The following is an 18,479-nucleotide window of genomic DNA, read 5'->3' as shown; positions in this document are numbered from 1 at the left end:
TAAACCTGGGTATCGTCGTAAACGTAGACCTATGTGCCTAAGACGCAGGCACACCTTAAACGCTTTCCACGCTGCTGAGGTGTGCCATGAATATCGCGATCGTCGCATCCGCCGGGGGAAACCAGCGCCACCGCATCCTCGCCGTCGCACGCGAGCTGGGGCGCGAGCACCACGTCACCATCTACTCCCGCCGTGACAACGCCGAGGGCAAGCCCAAGACGCGGGTGGCCCCGGGGGTCACACTGGAGCAGCTCGAGGTGGGGCCGCCCAAGGACCTTCCTGCCGACGACGTGGTGCCGTACCTCAACGACCTCGGCGACACCTTGATGCGGCGATGGAGCCAAGACCGTCCTGATGTGATCCATGCCCATACCTGGACCTGGGGGCTGGCCGCCGTGGCCGGCGCCAAGGGATTGGCGGTGCCCGTCACGCAGACGTTCCACCATGTCGACGCGGAGCACCAGGACGTGGAGCGGGCGCTCGGCCGCAGGGCCAACGCGGTCATCGCCGGCTCGGGCGACGAGGAGTCGGCGCTCATCCGGCTCGGCGTGCCGCGCGGCAACATCGCGATCGTCCCCTACGGCGTCGACACCGAGCGCTTCCAGCGGCGCGGCCCGGTTGCCACCCGCGGCTCGCGCAAGAGGCTGCTGCACGTCGGCCCGCTCACGCCGGAGCGCGGCGCGCCCACCATCGTGCGGGCGCTGCAGGGGCTCTCCGACGTCGAGCTGGTCATCGCCGGCGGGCCCGAGCCCGAGGACCTCGAGAACGACAAGGACGCGCGCCGGCTGCGCGCCCTGGCCGAGCAGCTCGGCGTCGCCGACCGCGTGACGTTGCTGGGCCAGGTGAAGCGGCCGGCGGTGCCGAAGCTCATGCGCAGCGCGGACGCCGTGGTGTCGGTGCCGCGCGAGGCCGTCACCGGGATCGTCGCGCTGGAGGCCATGGCCTGCGGCGTGCCCGTGATCGCCTCGGCCGTCGGCGCCCACCTGGACTCGGTCATCGACGGCGTCACCGGCCTGCTCGTGCCGCCGGACCGGCCGGCGCGTACCGCGCGGCTGGCCCGCGAGCTGCTGTGGGACCCGACCCTGCGGACCGCGCTCGGGTACGCGGGCGCCGACCGGGCCCGCTCGCGTTACTCCTGGGAGCGGGTGAGCCAGGAGCTGGTACGGGTCTACGAGGCGGCCTGCGCCTGACCCCCTCCGCGAAACGGCCCCGGCTCTGCCGGGGCCGTTTTTCCGTGGCCGGAACGGGCGGCGTGTGCGAGGGTGGCGCGCATGGAGATCGATGAGGCACGGTCGCTGGCACAGGCGCTCAAGAAGCTGCTGCACGAGGCCGCCACCATGATCGACGAGTCCCGGCCCACGCCCGAGCTGGTGGCGAGGGTGACCGGGCACGTGGGCTGCGCGCTCAAGGACCTGGTCTGCGTCACCCAGCGCTTCAACGGCTGGGAGCACGCCGGCCTGCAGCGCGGCGTGGACGCGTACCTGCGGGCCCGGGGCGGGGCGGACTGGTTCGGGGTGTCGGGGCAGGGCCGCGAGCACAACGACACGATCGACATCCTGTCCACGGCCGCGCGCGGCTTCGAGATGTACGAGATCGGCGCCGTCGACTACGCCACCGCGGCCGTCGGCCCGGACGAGTCGGTCGAGGTGGTGAACTTCGGCCTGGTGCTGACGTCGGCGCCGGACGGCTCCCCCATCGTGGTCGGCCTGCGCGGACCCTCCGACAGGTACGTCGGCGAGGGCTGCCGGGTGGAGGTGATCGCGGCCTCCCGCGCGAGCGCCACCGCCGCCAGGGAGGAGATCGAGCGGCTGACGCGGCGCCACGACGTGCTCCGGGGCCAGATCCTCACGTTCGGCGTCTCCGAGCACATGGGCAACAACCTGGTGTCGTTCCTGCCGCGCCCGTCGCTCGCCCCGGAGGAGGTGATCCTGCCGGACGGGGTGCTGGAGAGGATCGAGCGGCACGTGGTCGGCATCGGCCGCAACGCCGAGGCGCTGGTGGCCCGCGGCCAGCACCTCAAGCGGGGCCTGCTGCTGCACGGCCCGCCCGGCACCGGCAAGACCCACACCGTGCGCTACCTGATGGGGCGCATGCCGGGCGTGACGGTCGTGGTCATGGCCGGCACGGCAGTGGGCGCCATCTCGGAGGCGGCGGCGCTGGCCCGGCGGCTGCAGCCGTCCATCGTGGTCGTGGAGGACGTGGACCTCGTGGCACACGACCGCCGTTTGTCCATGGAGGGCAGCCCGCTGCTGTTCACGCTGTTCGACGCGATGGACGGGATCGGCGCCGACGCGGACGTCACGTTCGTGCTCACCACGAACCGGGCCGAGGTGCTGGAGGAGGCCCTGGCCAACCGGCCGGGCCGGGTGGACCTGGCCGTGGAGGTGCCCAGGCCGGACGCGCGCTGCCGGGCCGCGCTGCTGCGGCTCTATGGCGGCGACCTGCTGCCGGAAGGGGATCTGGAGCCGCTGGTGTCCAGGACCGAGGGCATGACGGCCTCGTTCTTCAAGGAGCTGCTGCGGAGGGCGGTGCTGGCGGGCCTGGCCGCGGACGGCTCCGCGGAGCGGTTGTCGGCCGAGCATCTGTCGCAGGCGCTGGAGGAGATGCTGCGCGACCACGAGGCGCTGACCCGCTCCCTGCTCGGAGCCCGGGATCCCATGGGCCCTGCGCTGGATGAGATGAATGGGCTGTTACCGGAGTGAAATTTTTGCTTCTATGGGGCGCATGCTCAGACGCAGTTCGATCACGGCCGCGGCGGCGCTCCTGAGCGTCGCCGCGCTTCCCCAGACCGCGCAAGCACACACGTGGGGCGCCCCCGTCCTCGTCGAGAACTTCAACGGCTCGTCCATCAACACGGCCAAGTGGATGATCTACCACTCCCCCACTGCCGAGCGGAATCCCCGCACGGGCCGGGCGGCAAGCGTGTCGAACGGCGTGCTGCGCCTCAAGGGCGGCATGTACGGCGGCAAGGACCTGTCGGGCGGCGTGGCCACCCGGCACGCGCAGAAGTACGGCCGGTGGGAGGTCAGGTTCCGGGCCGAGGCGGGCGCCGGTTACACGCCGGTGGCACTGCTGTGGCCGACGGCGCAGGGCCAGGGCGGCGGCTACGCCGAGGTGAACTTCGCCGAGATCGTGGACCCGAAGCGGCAGGGCGGCGGCATCTTCGTGCACGGCGGTCAGGGCCAGGCCCAGCGGCAGTTGCGGGCGGACTTCACCCGCTGGCACACGGTGGCCGTGGACTGGCTGCCGGGGCGGCTGACGTTCTGGCTGGACGGCAGGAAGGTGTGGGACTACCGCGGCGCGTACGTGCCCGACGGCGGCCGGATGGGCCTGGCGCTGCAGAACGACGTGGTGTGCGAGCCCCGCTGCCGGGACGCCTCGACGCCGGCCACCGTGTCGATGTACGTCGACTGGGTGAAGGTCTACAAGCCGTCCTGACCGAGCAGCCTGGCGGCCTTGAGCCCCAGGTGCACGGCCAGGCGGTCGTCGCCGTCCGACAGGTCCCGGTGGGTGAGGCGCTCGGCCTTGCCCAGCCGGTAGTAGAGCGTCTGCCGGTGGATGCCGAGCTCGGCGGCCGCCTTCTGGGCGTGGCCGCCGCGGTCGAGGTAGACCTCCACGGTCTGGGCCAGCTCCGCGTCCAGGGCCGCGGTCTCGGCCGCCAGCTCGCGCAGGTCCGGCCGACCGAGACGGGCCAGCAGGCGGTGCACGCCCAGGTCCTCCCAGCGGGCGACGGGAGCGTGCCGCGGGAAGTGCTCGGCGATGCGCAGCGCCTGGCGGGCCTCGCGCCAGCTCAGCCAGGCGTCGGCCGGGTCGGTCCGGGGGGCGCCGAGGCCGGCCGCGGTGCCGTACGCGCTCTGGACCGTCTGCGCCACCTCGCCGGCCAGATGGGCGGGCGCCAGGAGGGCGACCGGTGAGCCGGGGCGGGCCAGGACACCGCGCGGAAGCGTCCAGAGTGCGGCGAGGCGTTCCTGCGACTCGCGTACGGCGATGGCCGTGACCGGCCCGGGCACCTCGATGGAGGCGCCCGCGCGTTCCTCCGGGTCGGGTGAGAACAGCGCGAGCAGGTCGCGCCCGAGGTCGCGGCGGCTCCTGGCCTCCTGGGCGAGCGCGGCGGCGGCCCTGGCCACAAGCGGCGCGGCCGAGCGCAGCCGCTCGTCGGTGAGCGCGCCCGAATCCAGCAGCCACAGGTAGCCGTAGACGACGTCGCCGTGCCGCAGCGGCCAGCACACCCTGGCCAGGACCTTGAGCGCGGCGTCGCCGGGGATCCTGACCGGGCCTTCGGCCCTGGCGATGCCGTAGCGCTCGAAGTAGTCGCGCACCTCGCCGGTGGCGCGCCTGCGCAGGATGGACTCCTGGCGGACCGTGTCGATGTCGCCGTGCTGCGCGCCGTAGGCCAGCAGCCGGAACGTGCGGTCCTCCAGCGTCGCGGACGCCCCCAGCCGGGCGGCGATCTCGTCGACGAGCTCTTGGAGGTCAGCCGAGTCGTACATTTGTACAACAGCCTGCCACACGCCGCGTTACGCACGTCGATGGCCCCCTCTGAGCTGCGTTTTTAGACTGAGCACATGCTCGGTCAACTGCTGCTCGCCGCCTCCGGGAGCGGTGTCGTACGTCGTGCCGTGTCCGGCTTCCCGCTCACCAGGAAGGTGGTCCAGCGGTTCGTCGCGGGCGAGACCGCCGGGGAGGCCCGCGCCGCCGTCGAACGGCTGCGTGACGCCGGACTGTCGGTCACGATCGACCACCTCGGCGAGGAGACGCGGGACGCGCGGGCCGCCGAGGCCACCGCGGACGCCTACATCACCCTGCTGACGGCGCTGCGGCCGCTGGAGCTGGGCGCCGGGGGCGAGGTGTCGGTGAAGTTGTCGGCCGTCGGGCAGCGGCTCGACGAGACGATGGCGCTGGAGCACGCCCGCGAGATCTGCGCCGCCGCCGCGGCGAACGGCTCGGCCGTCACGCTCGACATGGAGGACCACACCACGGTCGACTCCACGCTCGGCATCCTGCGCAAGCTGCGCGAGGACTACCCGTCGACGGGCGTGGCGATCCAGGCGTACCTGTTCCGCAGCGAGGAGGACTGCCGCGACCTGGCGGCGGAGGGCTCCCGGGTGCGGCTGGTCAAGGGCGCCTACCGCGAACCCGCCTCGGTCGCGCACCAGGGGAAGACCGCCGTCGACAAGGCGTACGTGCGATGCCTGCGGATCCTCATGGCGGGGAAGGGTTACCCCATGGTGGCGACGCACGACGACCGCATGATCGCGATCACGGAGCTGCTCGCCGACCGGTACGGGCGGACGATCGGCGACCACGAGTTCCAGATGCTTTATGGAATCCGGACCGACCGGCAGGAGGCCCTGGCCGGGGCCGGTCACACGGTCCGCGTCTACGTCCCGTACGGCGACGACTGGTACGGCTACTTCATGCGCCGCCTGGCCGAGCGCCCGGCCAACGTCGCCTTCTTCCTTCGTGCCCTTGGGGGTAAGTAATGGATGCCATCAGCAATGTCCCCGTTCCCGCCAACGAGCGGGTGTACGGCTACGCGCCGGGCAGCGCCGAGCGCAGCGCGCTGGAGGACCGCGTCAAGGAACTGGCCGGGGCGTCGATCGACCTCACCATGACCATCGGCGGCGAGCAGCGGCTCGGCGGCGGCGTGCCCATCGACGTGGTGCAGCCGCACAACCATGCCTCCGTCCTGGGCCGTACCAACGACGCTACGGCCCAGGACGTGCGGGACGCGATCTCGGCCGCGCGGCAGGCGGCTCCCGCGTGGCGGGCGCTGTCGTTCGACGAGCGGGCGGCGGTCTTCCTCAAGGCGGCCGACCTGCTGGCCGGGCCGTGGCGGGCGACGCTCAACGCGGCCACGATGCTGGGCCAGTCGAAGTCGGCGTACCAGGCGGAGATCGACTCGGCGTGTGAGCTGATCGACTTCCTGCGGTTCAACGTGGCCTACGCCCGGCAGCTCTACGCCGAGCAGCCGGCCTCGTCGCCCGGCGTGTGGAACAGGATGGAGTACCGGCCGCTCGAGGGGTTCGTGCTCGCGATCACGCCGTTCAACTTCAGCGCCATCGCCGGAAATTTGCCGACATCCGCCGCTTTGATGGGGAATGTCGTCATCTGGAAGCCGTCGCCGACGCAGCAGTTCGCCGCGCACTTCACGATGCGGCTGCTGGAGGCGGCCGGGCTGCCGCCCGGCGTGATCAACATGGTCACCGGCAACGGGCAGGCCATCTCCGAGGTGGCCCTCGCGCACCCCGAGCTGGCCGGCATCCACTTCACCGGCTCCACGGCGACGTTCCAGCACCTGTGGCGCACGGTGGGCGAGAACATCGCCTCCTACCGCGGCTACCCGCGCATCGTCGGCGAGACCGGCGGCAAGGACTTCGTGGTGGCCCACCCGTCCGCCGACCCAGGCGTCCTCACGACGGCGCTGATCAGGGGCGCGTTCGAGTACCAGGGACAGAAGTGCTCGGCGGCCTCCCGGGCGTACGTGCCGCGCTCGGTCTGGAACCGGATGCGTGACGACTTCGTCGCCACCACCGAGTCGCTGACCGTGGGTGACGTCTCCGGCGACCTGTCGACGTTCATGGGCGCGGTCATCGACGACCGGGCGTTCGCCAAGCACAAGGCGGCCATCGACCGGGCGCGGGCGGCCTCGAACATCGACGTCCTCACCGGCTCGTACGACGACAGCGTCGGATATTTCGTGAAGCCGACCATCCTGGAGTGCGCCGACCCTGCCGACGAGATCTTCGTCAAGGAGTACTTCGGCCCGATCCTCGGCGTGCACGTCTACGAGGACCGCGACTTCGACCAGGTGCTCGACCAGATGGAGGGCATCGCGCCGTACGCGCTGACCGGGTCGATCATCGCGCAGGACCGCTACGCCATCGCCGCCGCCTCGGAGCGGCTGCGCTTCGCGGCGGGCAACTTCTACGTCAACGACAAGCCGACCGGCGCGGTCGTGGGGCAGCAGCCGTTCGGCGGCGCCCGCGCGTCGGGCACCAACGACAAGGCGGGCTCGATCTTCAACCTGATCCGGTGGGTGAACGCCCGCACGATCAAGGAGACGTTCGTCCCGCCCACCGACCACCGTTATCCGCACATGGGCTGATTCCCGCCTGGTCACCGAGAGCCTCCGGGTCCTGCCCCCGGGGGCTCTCGGCGTTCGCTGAGGCTGATCTTTCCCGGACGGCAGGCGTTCAATGCCCCGGCCCCGGGTGGCACCTGGGTCGTTCCCGGCGAGCAGGACCTTTGGCGTAATGTGCAATACCTGTGTCGTTGACGCCATCCCGGGGTCGCGACCAGCATGAAGGCATGCATCGGCGGGTCCTGATCGTTGTCTTCCCCGGTTTCCAGCTGCTCGACATGGCCGGTCCTGCCGACGTGTTCGCGACGGCGGACCTGCTCGTGTCCGAGGGCGGGTACCGGGTGGAGGTGGCGTCCCCGCGCGGGGGCGCCGTCCCGGCCGGGAACGGCCTCGAGGTCACCGCGGCGGTGCTCGGTGAGGTCGAGGGCCCCGTCGACACGCTGCTCGTGGTGGGCGGCCTGACCATGCCGGCGCAGGTGAAGGACGAGAAGCTGGTCGGGGGCATCGCCAGGCTGGCGGGCACGGCGCGGCGCGTGGCCTCGGTGTGCAACGGCGCCTTCCTGCTGGCCGAGGCCGGGCTGCTGGACCACCGGCGGGCCACCACGCACTGGCTGGCCGCCCACGACCTCCAGTCCCGGTACGCGTGCGTCGAGGTGGACGCCGATCCTCTCTACATCGAGGACGGCCACGTGTGGACCTCGGCGGGTGTGCTGTCCGGCGTGGACCTCGCACTCGCGCTGGTGGCCCGGGACCACGGTCACGAGCTGGCGCGTGACGTCGCCTGCGGGCTCGTGGTGTACCTGCACCGGCCGGGCGGGCAGAGCCAGTTCAGCATGCCGATGCGGACGCTGACGCCGCGCAGCGAGCCGCTGCGGGAGCTCCAGGCGTACATCGACGCCCATCCGGAGGCGGACCTGAGCGTGCCCGCGCTCGCACTGCGCGCGGGGATGAGCGAGCGCCACTTCTCCCGCGTCTTCACGCAGCAGACGGGCCTGTCCCCCGGCCGGTACGTCGAACGCAGCCGGGCCGATGCCGCCAGGCGGCTCCTGGAGGTCACCGACCACCCGCTCGACACGGTGGCCAGGGAGTCGGGGCTCGGCACACCAGAGACCCTCTACCGCGTCTTCCGACGCCACTGGCGGATCTCACCCGGCGATCACCGTCGCCGCTTCCAATCGAAGGAGAAGTAGCCATGCACGTGGCCATCCCGCTCTATCCCCGTTTCACCGCGCTCGACGTGGTCGGCCCGTACACGGTGCTGGCCTTCGCACCCGGCTGGACGGTCACGCTCGTCGCGGCGCAGGCCGGGCCGGTGACCGACGACCAGGGCAGCCTCACCCTCACCGCCACGGCCTCGTACGCGGATGTGGGCCGCCCCGACCTGATCGTGGTGCCGGGCGGCCCGGGGACCCTCGAGGCGATGTCCGACGAGGCGCTGCTGGCGTGGATCCGGCAGACCCACGAGCACACCCGGTGGACGACCTCCGTCTGCAGCGGCTCGCTCCTGCTCGGGGCCGCCGGACTGCTGGAGGGTCTGGAGGCGACCAGCCACTGGGCCGTCCTGGACATGCTCCGGCAGGCCGGGGCGGAGCCGGTGAGCGAGCGCGTGGTGACCCAGGGCAAGATCGTGACCGCCGCGGGTGTGTCGGCGGGGATCGACATGGCGCTGACGCTGCTGGGGCAGGCCACCGACGTGGCGACTGCGCAGGCCGTGCAGCTGGCCATCGAGTACGACCCGCAGCCGCCGTTCCACGCCGGATCTCCGAAGAGCGCGCCGGAAGGAACGTCCGAGCGCGCGCTCAAGCTCATCGTCTGAGGCGCGATCGCCTGGGGCGCGTCTCGGGCGGCTCCCACCGCGAATCGCGGCATCGCCCTTGATCGCACTGGACGTGTATCTTCGGGAACCATGTTCCGCCCTCTACACGCTGGCGAGCCGACCCGGCTGGGTGACTACCGCATCGTGGCGGGCCTCGGTGAGGGCGGGCAGGGTGTGGTCTACCTGGCCGAGAACGCCTCGGGCGAGCGGGTGGCGGTCAAGGTGCTGCACGCCAGGCTGGCGGGGAGCAGCGAGGCGCGCGAGCGGTTCTTACGCGAGGTGGACGCGGCCATGCGGGTGGCGGCGTTCTGCACGGCCCGCGTGCTGGACGTGGCGGTCGACGGCGACAGGCCCTACATCGTGTCGGAGTTCGTCGACGGCTTGTCGCTGGAGAATTCCGTCCGCGAGCACGGACCCAGGTCGGGCGGCGCGCTCGACCGCATCGCGGTCAGCACGGCGACCGCGCTCGCGGCGATCCACCGGGCCGGGATCGTCCACCGCGACTTCAAGCCGTCCAACGTCCTGCTGGGCTCCGACGGCCCCCGAGTGATCGACTTCGGCATCGCGCGCGCGATCGACCTCACCGCCACCGGCGGCTCGGTGGGCACCCCGGCGTACATGGCTCCCGAGCTGATCCACGGTGAGCCGGCGCAGCCCGCGTCCGACGTGTTCAGCTGGGCGGTGACCGTGGGCTTCGCCGCCACCGGGCGCCCGTCCTTCGGCCAGGACACGCTGCCCGCGGTGATGTACCGCATCCTCAACGCCCAGCCGGATCTGGACGGAGTCTCCGAGCCCCTGCGCGCCCTTCTCGCCCGCTGCCTGGCCAAGGCGCCGCAGGAACGCCCCACGGCAGCCGAGGTCCTCCACCTCCTCCTCGGCCACGGCCAGACCTTGACCAAGCCCGTCGGCGGTGACCCGGCCGCTCACCCGATCGGAGCTCCCCCGGCCGGGGATCCTCAGGCCGGGGTGACACCCGCTTGGGCGCCTTCTGCCGGCATGCCGCCGGCCGCGCCGACCTCCGCCTGGCCCTCCGGGACACCCGCTCCAGGAACGCCGCCCACGGGTGGCGCTCCGCCCGCCGTCCTCATCACAGACCATCGCCGCCGGAAGCGGTCCAGGCTCCTGGTGGCGGGCTCGGCCGCCGCCGTGGCGGTGCTGGTGAGTGTGATCGTGGTGGCCCTGCAAGGAGGGAACGACTCCACGGCGACACCCACGCCCTCGGCGAAGACGGGCATGACGTCGGCGACGGCCGGCGTCGGCGCCCGGCCGTACGGCAGGCTGGTGGCGAAGGCCACTCTCGGCGGCGAGGTGAACACCCTGGCGGTGAGCACCTACGGCGGACAGCGAGCGGTGCTGGCCGGCAGCACCAAGGGCGTGGCCAAGGCGTGGAAGTTCGATACGCGCCCCAGCGAGCTGACCACATTGAAGAACTCCGGCGGCGAGGAGACGCGCGCCGCCATCGACGTGGGCGAGGTGGACGGTCAGGCGGCCATGTTCCAGCGGCTGCAGAACGGTGGGGTCATCGTCTCCGGCGGGGAGAGCCTTGAGCCGCTCGGCCCCACCTACAGAGGCCACCAGAAGATCGTCTACACGATCGCCTCAGCCCAGGTGTCGGGCAAGACGGTCCTGGTCAGCGGCGACGAGGCCGGAAAGGTCCACGTGTGGGACCCGAAGACGGGCAAGGACTCCGGGCCCCAGCCCAAGACGGCGGGCGGCGACCCGATGTTCGGCGTCGCGACCGGCACGATGGACGGGCACCCGTTCGCGGTGACCGCGTCGGCCGACGACACCGCGCAGGTGTGGAGCCTGGAGACCGGCGCCCTGGGCGCCACCTTCCGCGGCCACACCGGTGACGTCTTCACCGTGGCGACCGCGGTGATGGACGGCCAGCCTCTGGGGATCAGCGGTGGTTCCGACCACAAGGTGCGCGTCTGGGACCTCCGCAACGGCCGGGAGATCACGTCGTTCTCCGGCCACGCGGCCGAGGTCGCCTGCCTGGCGGTGGGCCGGGTCAAGGGTCGCGCGATCGTCGCCTCCGGCGGGTTCGACGGGACCATCCGTGTCTGGGACCTGCGCAGCGGCAAGCCGATCGGCGACCCGCTGAAGTCTCCCGGCGGGCGCGTCTACTCGGTCGTGATCGCCGAGGACGACGGGGAGTCCTGGCTGGCCGCGGGCGACGTCACGGGAAACGTCACAGGATGGAGCCTCGGCCCAGCCTCCCCGTAGAGCAGTCCGGCCGCGAACGTGCCCGCCATGCTCGAGCCGGATCATGAGCCGGGCGATGTGGTCTCGCCCGGCGTGCCCCGGCCGGCTCCCACCGGCAGCACGTCGAAGTGGATGACCACACGCCCGAGCGACGGATCGCGGGGAGCAGGCGACTCCACCTCCCTGCGGTCCGACAGCGCCCGGTACCTCTCCAGCACCGCGAACACCTCGTCCCGCAGTTCCCCGGTCTCCTCGGGCGTGAGCCGCAGCGACCGCCGCCCGAACCCGCTCACCCGCACCCACTCCTCGGGTGCCCCCGCCTCCTCCTCGCGCCACCGGGCCAGTTCCTCGCCGCGCTGGCGCACCAGGTCGTCAAGCAGGAACTCCAGCGCGCTCGCCGTCTCGGGATCGGAATCCGGCTCGCCGTACGAGAAGCCTCCGGGTGTGATGCGCCAGTACTTCTCCTTGCCGCGCCCCATCTCCGGCACGACCTCGATCATGCCGTGCCTGGCCAGCTCTCTGAGGTGGTAGCTGGTCGCTCCCGTGTTCTGGCCGAGCAGTGCGGCGAGCCGGGTGGCCGTGGACGGCCCGTGTTCGTCCAGCAGCTCGTAGATCCGCAGTCGCAGGGGGTGCGCGAACGACTTCAGTGCGTTCGTGTCGAGCGTACGGGCGGAGAAGCTCTTGCCTTGCGTCACTATGCAAGCCTATCTTTGCAAAGAAATCTATGCACACTTTCTTTTGTATATGTCTAACCTAGTGGAGTGAGCCGTGTCCCGTCTCGGGCGGTCGTTCTCTTTCCTGTGGTCGTCCACCGCGCTGTCCAACCTCGCCGACGGTGTGCTGAAGATCGGCGCGCCCTTGCTGGCCGTGTCGATGACCCGCTCCCCCACCCTGGTCTCGCTCGTGGGCGCCGCCGCCACCCTGCCGTGGCTGCTGCTGGCGCTGCACGCGGGCGCGATCGCCGACCGGGCCGATCGCCGCCGCGTCATGGCGGTGGCCAACGCCGCCCGCGCCGCGATCCTCGCCGCCGTCGCTCTCCTGGCGGCGCTCGGCCGGCTGGACCTGTGGGTGCTGCTCGTCGCCGTGCTGGCGGCCGGTGTGACGGAGGTCTTCGCCGACCTGTCCGCGCAGTCCATCCTTCCCATGACGGTGACCGCCGACCGCATCACGAAGGCCAACGGCCGCGTCTCCAGCGCCCAGATGATCGGCAACGACTTCATCGGCGCCCCCGTGGCCGGGCTCCTGGTCGGGGTGCTGCCCGCCGTCGTCTTCGGCGCCCCGGCCCTGCTGTACGCCGCCGCGGGGCTGCTCCTGCTGGGCATGCGGGGCACGTACCGGCTGCCCGATCCCGGTTCCGCGCGCGGCCCGCTGCGCCGCGACATCGGCGAGGCGCTGCGTTACCTGTGGTCCCATCGCGTGCTGCGGAGCCTGGCGATCTCGGCGGGCCTGCTCAACCTGGCCAATGCCGCATACTTCGCCGTCTTCGTCCTGTGGGCGGTGGGCGACGGGTCGATGATGGGGCTGGAGCCGGGCGAGTACGGCCTGATGACCACGGCCTTCGCCGTCGGCGCGGTGTTCGGGTCCGTGCTGGCCGGCCGGGCCGCGGGGATCTTCGGCGACTTCCGCACGGTGGTGGGCGCGTGGCTGGTCAGCAGCCTCCTGCTCCTGGCCCCCGTGATCATGCCGTCCCCCTGGGCGCTCTACCCGACCGCTGTCTTGTGGGGCCTGGTGGGAGCCGGGGGCAACGTGCTGGTGATCTCCATCCGGCATCGGCTGATCCCGGCGGAGCTGCTCGGCCGGGTCAATTCGGCCTACCGGCTCCTCGGGATGGGCGGGATGCCCCTGGGGGCGGCGCTCGGTGGCGTCGTGGCCGAATTCGCGGGCATCGCGGCCGTCCTCCTGGGCGCGGCAGGCGTGTGTCTGGCGGCTGTCGGACTGGTGTGGCGCGCGTTGTCGGAACGAATTTCTAAGCCGCTGACCAGCGCACCCATACTTTCCGACATATCCGGATCACGTTAGTCACCCTAGACACTGTGCTGAAGTGACATGATTATCCCCGAGCTTGAGGGGATGGTATGCGGAAGATCGGCGGACGGTACCTCCTGAATGAGGAGGCCGGTCGTGGGGGTATGGGAGTCGTCTGGCGTGCGTTCGATCAGCTCCTCCACCGTACGGTGGCACTCAAGGAGCTGACCTTGGCCGGTGAGGTCGAGATGGTTCGCCGCCGGGTGCTGCGTGAGGCCAGGATGGCCGCCGGGCTGACGCACCCCAATATCGTCACAGTGCACGACCTGATCGAAGAGGGCGGCAAGCTCTGGATCGTCATGGAGTACCTCGACGGGCTCTCGTTGCACCAGTTGCTGTCTCAGGTCGGCACGCTGCCGGCGCAGTCGGTGGCCGCGATCGGGCAGCACCTGCTCGCCGCGCTGCGCACGGCCCACCAGGCCGGGGTGCTGCACCGCGACGTGAAGCCCGCCAATGTCATGCTGACCGGCGACCGGGTGGTGCTGACCGACTTCGGCATCGCGACGGCCGAGGGCGACATCCGGATGACGACGTCGCGGCGGCTGCGCGGCACGCCTGCCTTCATGGCGCCCGAGCGGCTCCACGGCGGGCCCGCCAGCAAGGAGGCCGACATGTGGTCCTTCGGCGCCACCCTCTACAGCGCCGTCGAAGGCCAGCCGCCTTATCCCGGTCAGGACGCCGCCACGGTGCTCGGCATGGCCAGGAGCGGCCCCTACCCGCCGCCCCGCCGGGCCGGGGTGATGCGCCCGCTGATCGAAGGGCTGCTGCACCACGACCCCGTGCGCCGGTTCACGCCGGAGCAGACGGCGGGGCTGCTGGCCGGCATGCGCGCCAGCTCGTTCCAGGCCGCCATCTGACCCGCCGACCCGACTCCCGGGTCGGCACCCACCACGCCCATCAAGCACCACTGGCGGCCACGAAGCTGCCCCACTGCGGGTGTCGCCCCACTGGCGCTACGGATCCCACGGAGCTGTCGGCCTCCCAGAGGCTTGTCCCGCTCCGGGGCCGAGGCCGGGCACGCCGCGGCCGGATTGAACCGAGCCGCACGCCAAGTCGGAGGGCCGAGCGCGGGGCGTGTGCTGGGGGCAGCCGCCGGGCTACGCCTTCTTGGCTCTTGCCTCGGCCTCGGCCGCGTCCATGGCCGCGGCCTCCTCCGGGGTCGGGGCGGTGCCGCCCAGGTGGGCGGGCTGCCACCACACCCCCGGCGGGATCTCCGGGTAGGTGCGCTGGGCCCGGTCCAGGAGATCCGACATGCGGGCGTGCAGGTCGGCGGTGTGCTGGTTGACGTCCTCGCCGCGTTTCGGGTGCATCGGCTCCCCCACCAGGATGGTGAGGGGCACATGCCGCTGCAGCAGCTTGCGCGGCCGGCCCTTCGTCCACAGCCGCTGGCTGCCCCACAACGCCACCGGGATGATCGGCGTGTTGGTGGCCTGGGCCATCCGGATCGCGCCGTTCTTGATCTCCTTGACGGTGAACGACCGGCTGATCGTGGCCTCGGCGAAGACGCCCACCACCTCGCCGGCCTTCAACATCCGCAGCGCCGTCGCGTACGATCCCGCACCCGCGCCCCGATCGACCGGGATGTGGTGCATGCCGCGCATCAGCGGCCCCGAGATCCGATGCTCGAACACGTCCTGCTTGGCCATGAACCGCACCAGCCGCTTCGACGGCAACGCGGCGAACCCGGCGAAGATGAAGTCGAGGTAGCTGATGTGATTGCTCACCAGCACCGCTCCCCCGGACCGTGGCACGTGCTCGGTCCCCTCCAGGTGGAAGCGGATGTCGAGCGCGCGAAACAAGGTCCGCGCGGCGGCGATAACCGGCGGGTACACGATCTCAGCCATGACCAGAAGGTAGCAGTCTCTTCAGGTTGCTCTGACGGTGGTCGGGAGACGGACCATGCCGCGTACGTTGCCGTGCGCGGTGCGCTTGATGCCCTCCTCGTGAATCTCGTAGCCGGGCGCGACGGATTTTGTCAACTCCTCCAGCGTCACCCGCGCCTCCAGCCGGGCCAGCGGTCCGCCGAGGCAGTAGTGGCGGCCGACGCCGAAGCTGATCGCCCGGGAGGTGTCACGGCTGAGGTCGTAGACGTCGGGATCGGGGAAGACCGACTCGTCCCGGTTGGCGGCGCCGATGAGCAGCCAGATCTTGGCGTCCTTGGGCACGAGCGTGCCGTGCAGCTCCGTGGGCTCGGTGAGGCGGCGGGCCAGTCCGTGGGCGGGGGTGTCGTAGCGCAGCGATTCCTCCACCCACGGCATGATCGCCCCGCCGAAGGCGGCGGCGCGCTGGTCCGGGTTGCGCCACGCCCAGTACCAGGCGGCGCTGAGCAGGTGTGTCGTGGTCTCCGAGCCGGCCCCGATCAGCAGGAAGATGAAGGCCACGATCTCCTCGTCGGTCAGCCCGCCGTTGGCCACGAGAGCCGAGATGAGGTCGTCATGCGGCGTGGTCCTGCGATCGGCGATGATCGAGGCGTAGTAGTCGCCGAAGGACAGGATGCTCTTGAGCCCGGCGTCGGCCATCTGGCCCTGCGGGTCGTACCTGACCAGGGTGTCGGACTTGCGGCGAATCTCGGCCCGGTCGGACGGCGGCACGCCCATCAGCTCGGAGATCACGTCGAACGGCAGCTTGGCCGACAGATCGCGGGCGAAGTCGAACGTGCCCTTCTCCAGGCCCTGCTCGATGTAGCCTCGGGCGATCTGCCTGATCATCGGCTCGAGTGCGGCAACCCGGCGCGGCGTGAAGGCGCGCGACACGATCGCCCGCATGCGGGTGTGCTCGGGCGGATCCATGGCCACGAACGACAGGAACGTCCGGGCGTGCGGCCCCCACGCGCCCGGATCGAGCATGGGACCGTGGTCGCTGGAATAGCGGGCGGAGTCGGTGAAGGCGGCGGAGACGTCGGCGTGCCGGGACAAGGCCCAGAAGCCGAGGTCCGGATTGTGGTAGATCGGCGCTTCCCGGCGTAACCGCGCGTAGACGGGGTACGGATCGTCGTTGATCGACGGATCGTACGGTGTGTAGACGACATCCACTCCGTACACGCTACGACGCTTGCGCCTTAGTGAAAACGGGCAGATCTTGGCAGCATGAAGAAGCTCATCAACACGGCCGACTCCGTCGTTGAAGACGCGTTGAACGGCATGGCCGCGGCCCACCCCTCGCTGCGGATCCGCGATCAGGTGGTCTACCGGGCCGAGGGCCCGCGCCCCGGCAAGGTCGGCCTGGTCTCGGGCGGCGGCTCAGGTCACGAGCCGCTGCATGCCGGGTTCGTCGGGTACGGCATGCTCGACGCGGCCTGCCCCGGCGAGATCTTCACCTCGCCCGTGCCCGACCAGATCATCGAGGCGACGAAGGCGGTGGACGGCGGCGCGGGCGTCCTGCACATCGTCAAGAACTACACCGGCGACGTGCTGAACTTCGAGATGGCCGCCGAGCTGGTCGAGGACGTCGAGGTGGCGAGCGTGCTGATCGACGACGACGTGGCCGTGCAGGACTCCCTCTACACGGCGGGCCGCCGCGGCACCGGCGCCACGCTGTTCGTGGAGAAGACAGCGGGGGCGCTCGCCGAGGAGGGCGCACCGCTGGCCGAGGTGGCCAGGGTTGCAAGCGAGGTGGACGAGCGCAGCCGATCGTTCGGGATCGCGCTGACCTCCTGTACGACACCGCACGCCGGCAAGCCGACCTTCGACCTGCCGGACAACGAGGTGGAACTGGGCATCGGCATCCACGGCGAGCCCGGGCGCCGGCGGGTGCCGATGGTGTCGGCGCGCGAGCTGGCCGGGGTCGCGATGGAGGCGATCCACGGTGACATGCCGCTCCACGGCGACCTGCTCGTCATGGTGAACGGCATGGGCGGCACGCCGCTCATGGAGCTGTATGTGGTGTTCGCTGAGGTGGCGGCGTTCATCAAGGGCAAGGGGGCGCGGGTGTCGCGTTCGCTGGTCGGCAATTATGTGACGAGCCTGGAGATGCAGGGCTTCTCGGTGACGGTCTGCCTGCTGGACGACGCGCTGACGCGCCTGTGGGACGCGCCGGTCGAGACGCCGGGGCTGCGCTGGGGGCGTTGATGGAGACCATGGACACCGCCTTCTTCGTGGCGTGGTTCGAGGAGGCGGCCAGGCTGGTACGCCGGGATCGCGACCGGCTGACGGACCTGGACGCCGCGATCGGCGACGCCGACCACGGCACGAACCTCGACCGCGGGCTCACCGAGGTGACCAAGGCGCTGGCCGAGTGGCCGCCGGACACGCCGGTGCAGGTGCTGACGTCGGCCGGGGCCACGCTGATCCGGAGGGTGGGAGGGGCTTCCGGGCCGCTGTACGGCTCGGTGTTTCGCCAGATGGGCAAGGCGCTGCGGGCGCCGGTGACGCTGGCGGGGTTCTCGGCGGCGTTCGAGGAGGGGGTCGTGGCGCTGGAGCGGCTGGGCAAGGCGGCTCTGGGTGACAAGACCATGGTGGACGCGCTGGCGCCGGCGTCCCGTGCGCTGGCGTTGGCCGTACGCGATGGTGTGGGGGTTCGGGAGGCGTTCGAGCAGGCGGCGCGGGCGGCGGCGGAGGGCGCTCAGGCGACGATCCCGATGCAGGCCCGCAAGGGCCGGGCCAGTTACCTGGGTGAGCGCAGCATCGGGCACGAGGACCCGGGTGCGGCGTCGGCGGCGTTGTTCATGGCCGCACTGGCCACCGTGGCGGCCTGATGCGCCGCCCTGCGCTCGTCCGGCTTCCGGCCAGTCCCTCGGCCCTCGGCCCTCCGGACCCCCATCTGCCCACCGGTCGGCGGCGGCGGCCTGCTCGCCGGGACCGGCCTGACGTCGGCCGGGGAGGTGGCGTGACGGCTCCCGGGCGGCGGCCCGCAACGACTGTCCCGTCCCGCCCATGGCGTCAGAGGGCCCTGGGGGCAAAGAAGCGCGGGCCGGCGGGGGCCGGGTGATGGTGGGACTCGTGCTGGTGTCCCACAGTGCGGGGCTGGCGACGGAGGCGGTGGCGCTGGTCCTGGGGATCGCCGGCAGGGAAGCGCCGGTGGCGGCGGCCGGCGGGACGGAGGACGGCAGGCTGGGCACAAGCCTCGATCTCATCGAGGCCGCGGTGCGGGCGGTCGATCAGGGTGACGGGGTGGTCCTGGTGCCCGATCTGGGCAGTTCGGTGCTGACCGCCCGCCTGGTGGAGGAGCCGGGGCGGGTGGTGGTGGCGGACGTGCCGTTCGTGGAGGGCGCGATCGCGGCGGCGGTGACGGCGGGCACCGGCGCTTCGCTGGCCGACGTGCTGGCCGCCGCCGAGGAGTCGCGTACCTACCGCAAGCTCTAGAGGCGCGCAGCGCACCCTTCCGGATTCGGCCAACCGTTCATCACCGATT

Annotated in this window: 17 protein-coding genes; 13 read left to right on the top strand and 4 right to left on the bottom strand. The window is 71.5% G+C overall.

The annotated features are described in order from the left end of the window. The first annotated feature begins 86 nt into the window (after nucleotides 1–86). The 3 genes from EDD27_RS10130 (at nucleotide 87) to EDD27_RS10120 (ending at nucleotide 3,438) form a co-directional block, all read left to right on the top strand. Nucleotides 87–1,190 (top strand): glycosyltransferase, encoded by a 1,104-nt coding sequence (locus EDD27_RS10130; protein WP_127932170.1) that lies wholly within the window; start codon nucleotides 87–89, stop codon nucleotides 1,188–1,190. An 81-nt stretch (nucleotides 1,191–1,271) separates the two neighbouring features. Beyond that, entirely contained in the window at nucleotides 1,272–2,702 is a 1,431-nt protein-coding gene (locus EDD27_RS10125) for an AAA family ATPase (RefSeq protein ID WP_127932169.1), read from the top strand. Nucleotides 2,703–2,724: 22 nt separating this feature from the next. Beyond that, nucleotides 2,725–3,438, top strand: coding sequence for a glycoside hydrolase family 16 protein (locus EDD27_RS10120; protein WP_164903556.1), 714 nt, complete (start codon nucleotides 2,725–2,727; stop codon nucleotides 3,436–3,438). On the opposite strand, the gene EDD27_RS10115 is transcribed toward EDD27_RS10120, so the two are convergent. After that, nucleotides 3,423–4,490 (bottom strand): PucR family transcriptional regulator, encoded by a 1,068-nt coding sequence (locus EDD27_RS10115; protein ID WP_127932167.1) that lies wholly within the window; start codon nucleotides 4,488–4,490, stop codon nucleotides 3,423–3,425. The two genes, EDD27_RS10120 and EDD27_RS10115, sit on opposite strands and share 16 nt — an antisense overlap. A 75-nt stretch (nucleotides 4,491–4,565) precedes the next feature. On the opposite strand from EDD27_RS10115, the gene EDD27_RS10110 reads away from it, so the two are divergent. The 5 genes from EDD27_RS10110 to EDD27_RS10090 all read left to right on the top strand — a co-directional run bounded on the left by EDD27_RS10110 (nucleotide 4,566) and on the right by EDD27_RS10090 (nucleotide 11,126). Next, on the top strand, nucleotides 4,566–5,483 hold the full coding sequence (locus EDD27_RS10110; protein WP_127932166.1) for a proline dehydrogenase family protein: 918 nt from the start codon (nucleotides 4,566–4,568) through the stop codon (nucleotides 5,481–5,483). Continuing rightward, nucleotides 5,483–7,108 (top strand): L-glutamate gamma-semialdehyde dehydrogenase, encoded by a 1,626-nt coding sequence (gene pruA, locus EDD27_RS10105; protein ID WP_127932165.1) that lies wholly within the window; start codon nucleotides 5,483–5,485, stop codon nucleotides 7,106–7,108. The genes EDD27_RS10110 and pruA overlap by 1 nt, the downstream gene beginning before the upstream one ends. A 203-nt stretch (nucleotides 7,109–7,311) precedes the next feature. After that, nucleotides 7,312–8,274 (top strand): GlxA family transcriptional regulator, encoded by a 963-nt coding sequence (locus EDD27_RS10100; RefSeq protein ID WP_127932164.1) that lies wholly within the window; start codon nucleotides 7,312–7,314, stop codon nucleotides 8,272–8,274. 2 nt (nucleotides 8,275–8,276) lie between these two features. Then, nucleotides 8,277–8,900 (top strand): DJ-1/PfpI family protein, encoded by a 624-nt coding sequence (locus EDD27_RS10095; RefSeq protein WP_127932163.1) that lies wholly within the window; start codon nucleotides 8,277–8,279, stop codon nucleotides 8,898–8,900. A 90-nt stretch (nucleotides 8,901–8,990) separates the two neighbouring features. After that, on the top strand, nucleotides 8,991–11,126 hold the full coding sequence (locus EDD27_RS10090; RefSeq protein ID WP_127932162.1) for a serine/threonine-protein kinase: 2,136 nt from the start codon (nucleotides 8,991–8,993) through the stop codon (nucleotides 11,124–11,126). Between the two features lie 41 nt (nucleotides 11,127–11,167). Here the strand turns inward: EDD27_RS10090 and EDD27_RS10085 are convergent, their stop codons facing one another. Beyond that, the gene (locus tag EDD27_RS10085; RefSeq protein WP_164903555.1) at nucleotides 11,168–11,800 is read right to left on the bottom strand and encodes an ArsR/SmtB family transcription factor; all 633 of its coding nucleotides are present in this window, start codon (nucleotides 11,798–11,800) and stop codon (nucleotides 11,168–11,170) included. 73 nt (nucleotides 11,801–11,873) lie between these two features. Here EDD27_RS10085 and EDD27_RS10080 point away from each other — a divergent pair, with 73 nt between their 5' ends. Together EDD27_RS10080 and EDD27_RS10075 are read left to right on the top strand one after the other, a co-directional pair. After that, nucleotides 11,874–13,124 (top strand): MFS transporter, encoded by a 1,251-nt coding sequence (locus EDD27_RS10080; RefSeq protein WP_127932160.1) that lies wholly within the window; start codon nucleotides 11,874–11,876, stop codon nucleotides 13,122–13,124. Nucleotides 13,125–13,180: 56 nt separating this feature from the next. After that, complete coding sequence (locus tag EDD27_RS10075; RefSeq protein ID WP_127932159.1) at nucleotides 13,181–13,987, top strand: serine/threonine-protein kinase; 807 nt, start codon at nucleotides 13,181–13,183, stop codon at nucleotides 13,985–13,987. 240 nt (nucleotides 13,988–14,227) lie between these two features. Here EDD27_RS10075 and EDD27_RS10070 read toward each other — a convergent pair whose 3' ends face one another. Further along, nucleotides 14,228–14,974, bottom strand: coding sequence for a lysophospholipid acyltransferase family protein (locus EDD27_RS10070; protein WP_127932158.1), 747 nt, complete (start codon nucleotides 14,972–14,974; stop codon nucleotides 14,228–14,230). Between the two features lie 21 nt (nucleotides 14,975–14,995). Next, nucleotides 14,996–16,162, bottom strand: a complete 1,167-nt coding sequence (locus tag EDD27_RS10065; RefSeq protein WP_241563951.1) for a cytochrome P450 — start codon at nucleotides 16,160–16,162, stop codon at nucleotides 14,996–14,998. A gap of 54 nt (nucleotides 16,163–16,216) precedes the next feature. On the opposite strand from EDD27_RS10065, the gene dhaK reads away from it, so the two are divergent. From dhaK to EDD27_RS10050, 3 genes are all read left to right on the top strand, one after another. Continuing rightward, the gene (gene dhaK, locus EDD27_RS10060; RefSeq protein WP_127932156.1) at nucleotides 16,217–17,197 is read left to right on the top strand and encodes a dihydroxyacetone kinase subunit DhaK; all 981 of its coding nucleotides are present in this window, start codon (nucleotides 16,217–16,219) and stop codon (nucleotides 17,195–17,197) included. Nucleotides 17,198–17,205: 8 nt separating this feature from the next. Beyond that, entirely contained in the window at nucleotides 17,206–17,823 is a 618-nt protein-coding gene (dhaL, locus tag EDD27_RS10055; RefSeq protein ID WP_127932155.1) for a dihydroxyacetone kinase subunit DhaL, read from the top strand. Between the two features lie 178 nt (nucleotides 17,824–18,001). After that, nucleotides 18,002–18,430 (top strand): PTS-dependent dihydroxyacetone kinase phosphotransferase subunit DhaM, encoded by a 429-nt coding sequence (locus EDD27_RS10050; protein WP_241563950.1) that lies wholly within the window; start codon nucleotides 18,002–18,004, stop codon nucleotides 18,428–18,430. The last annotated feature ends 49 nt before the right edge of the window (nucleotides 18,431–18,479 follow it).

The organism is Nonomuraea polychroma (assembly GCF_004011505.1).
Lineage (GTDB): Bacteria > Actinomycetota > Actinomycetes > Streptosporangiales > Streptosporangiaceae > Nonomuraea > Nonomuraea polychroma.
This window is presented reverse-complemented; position numbering and strand designations above follow the sequence as displayed.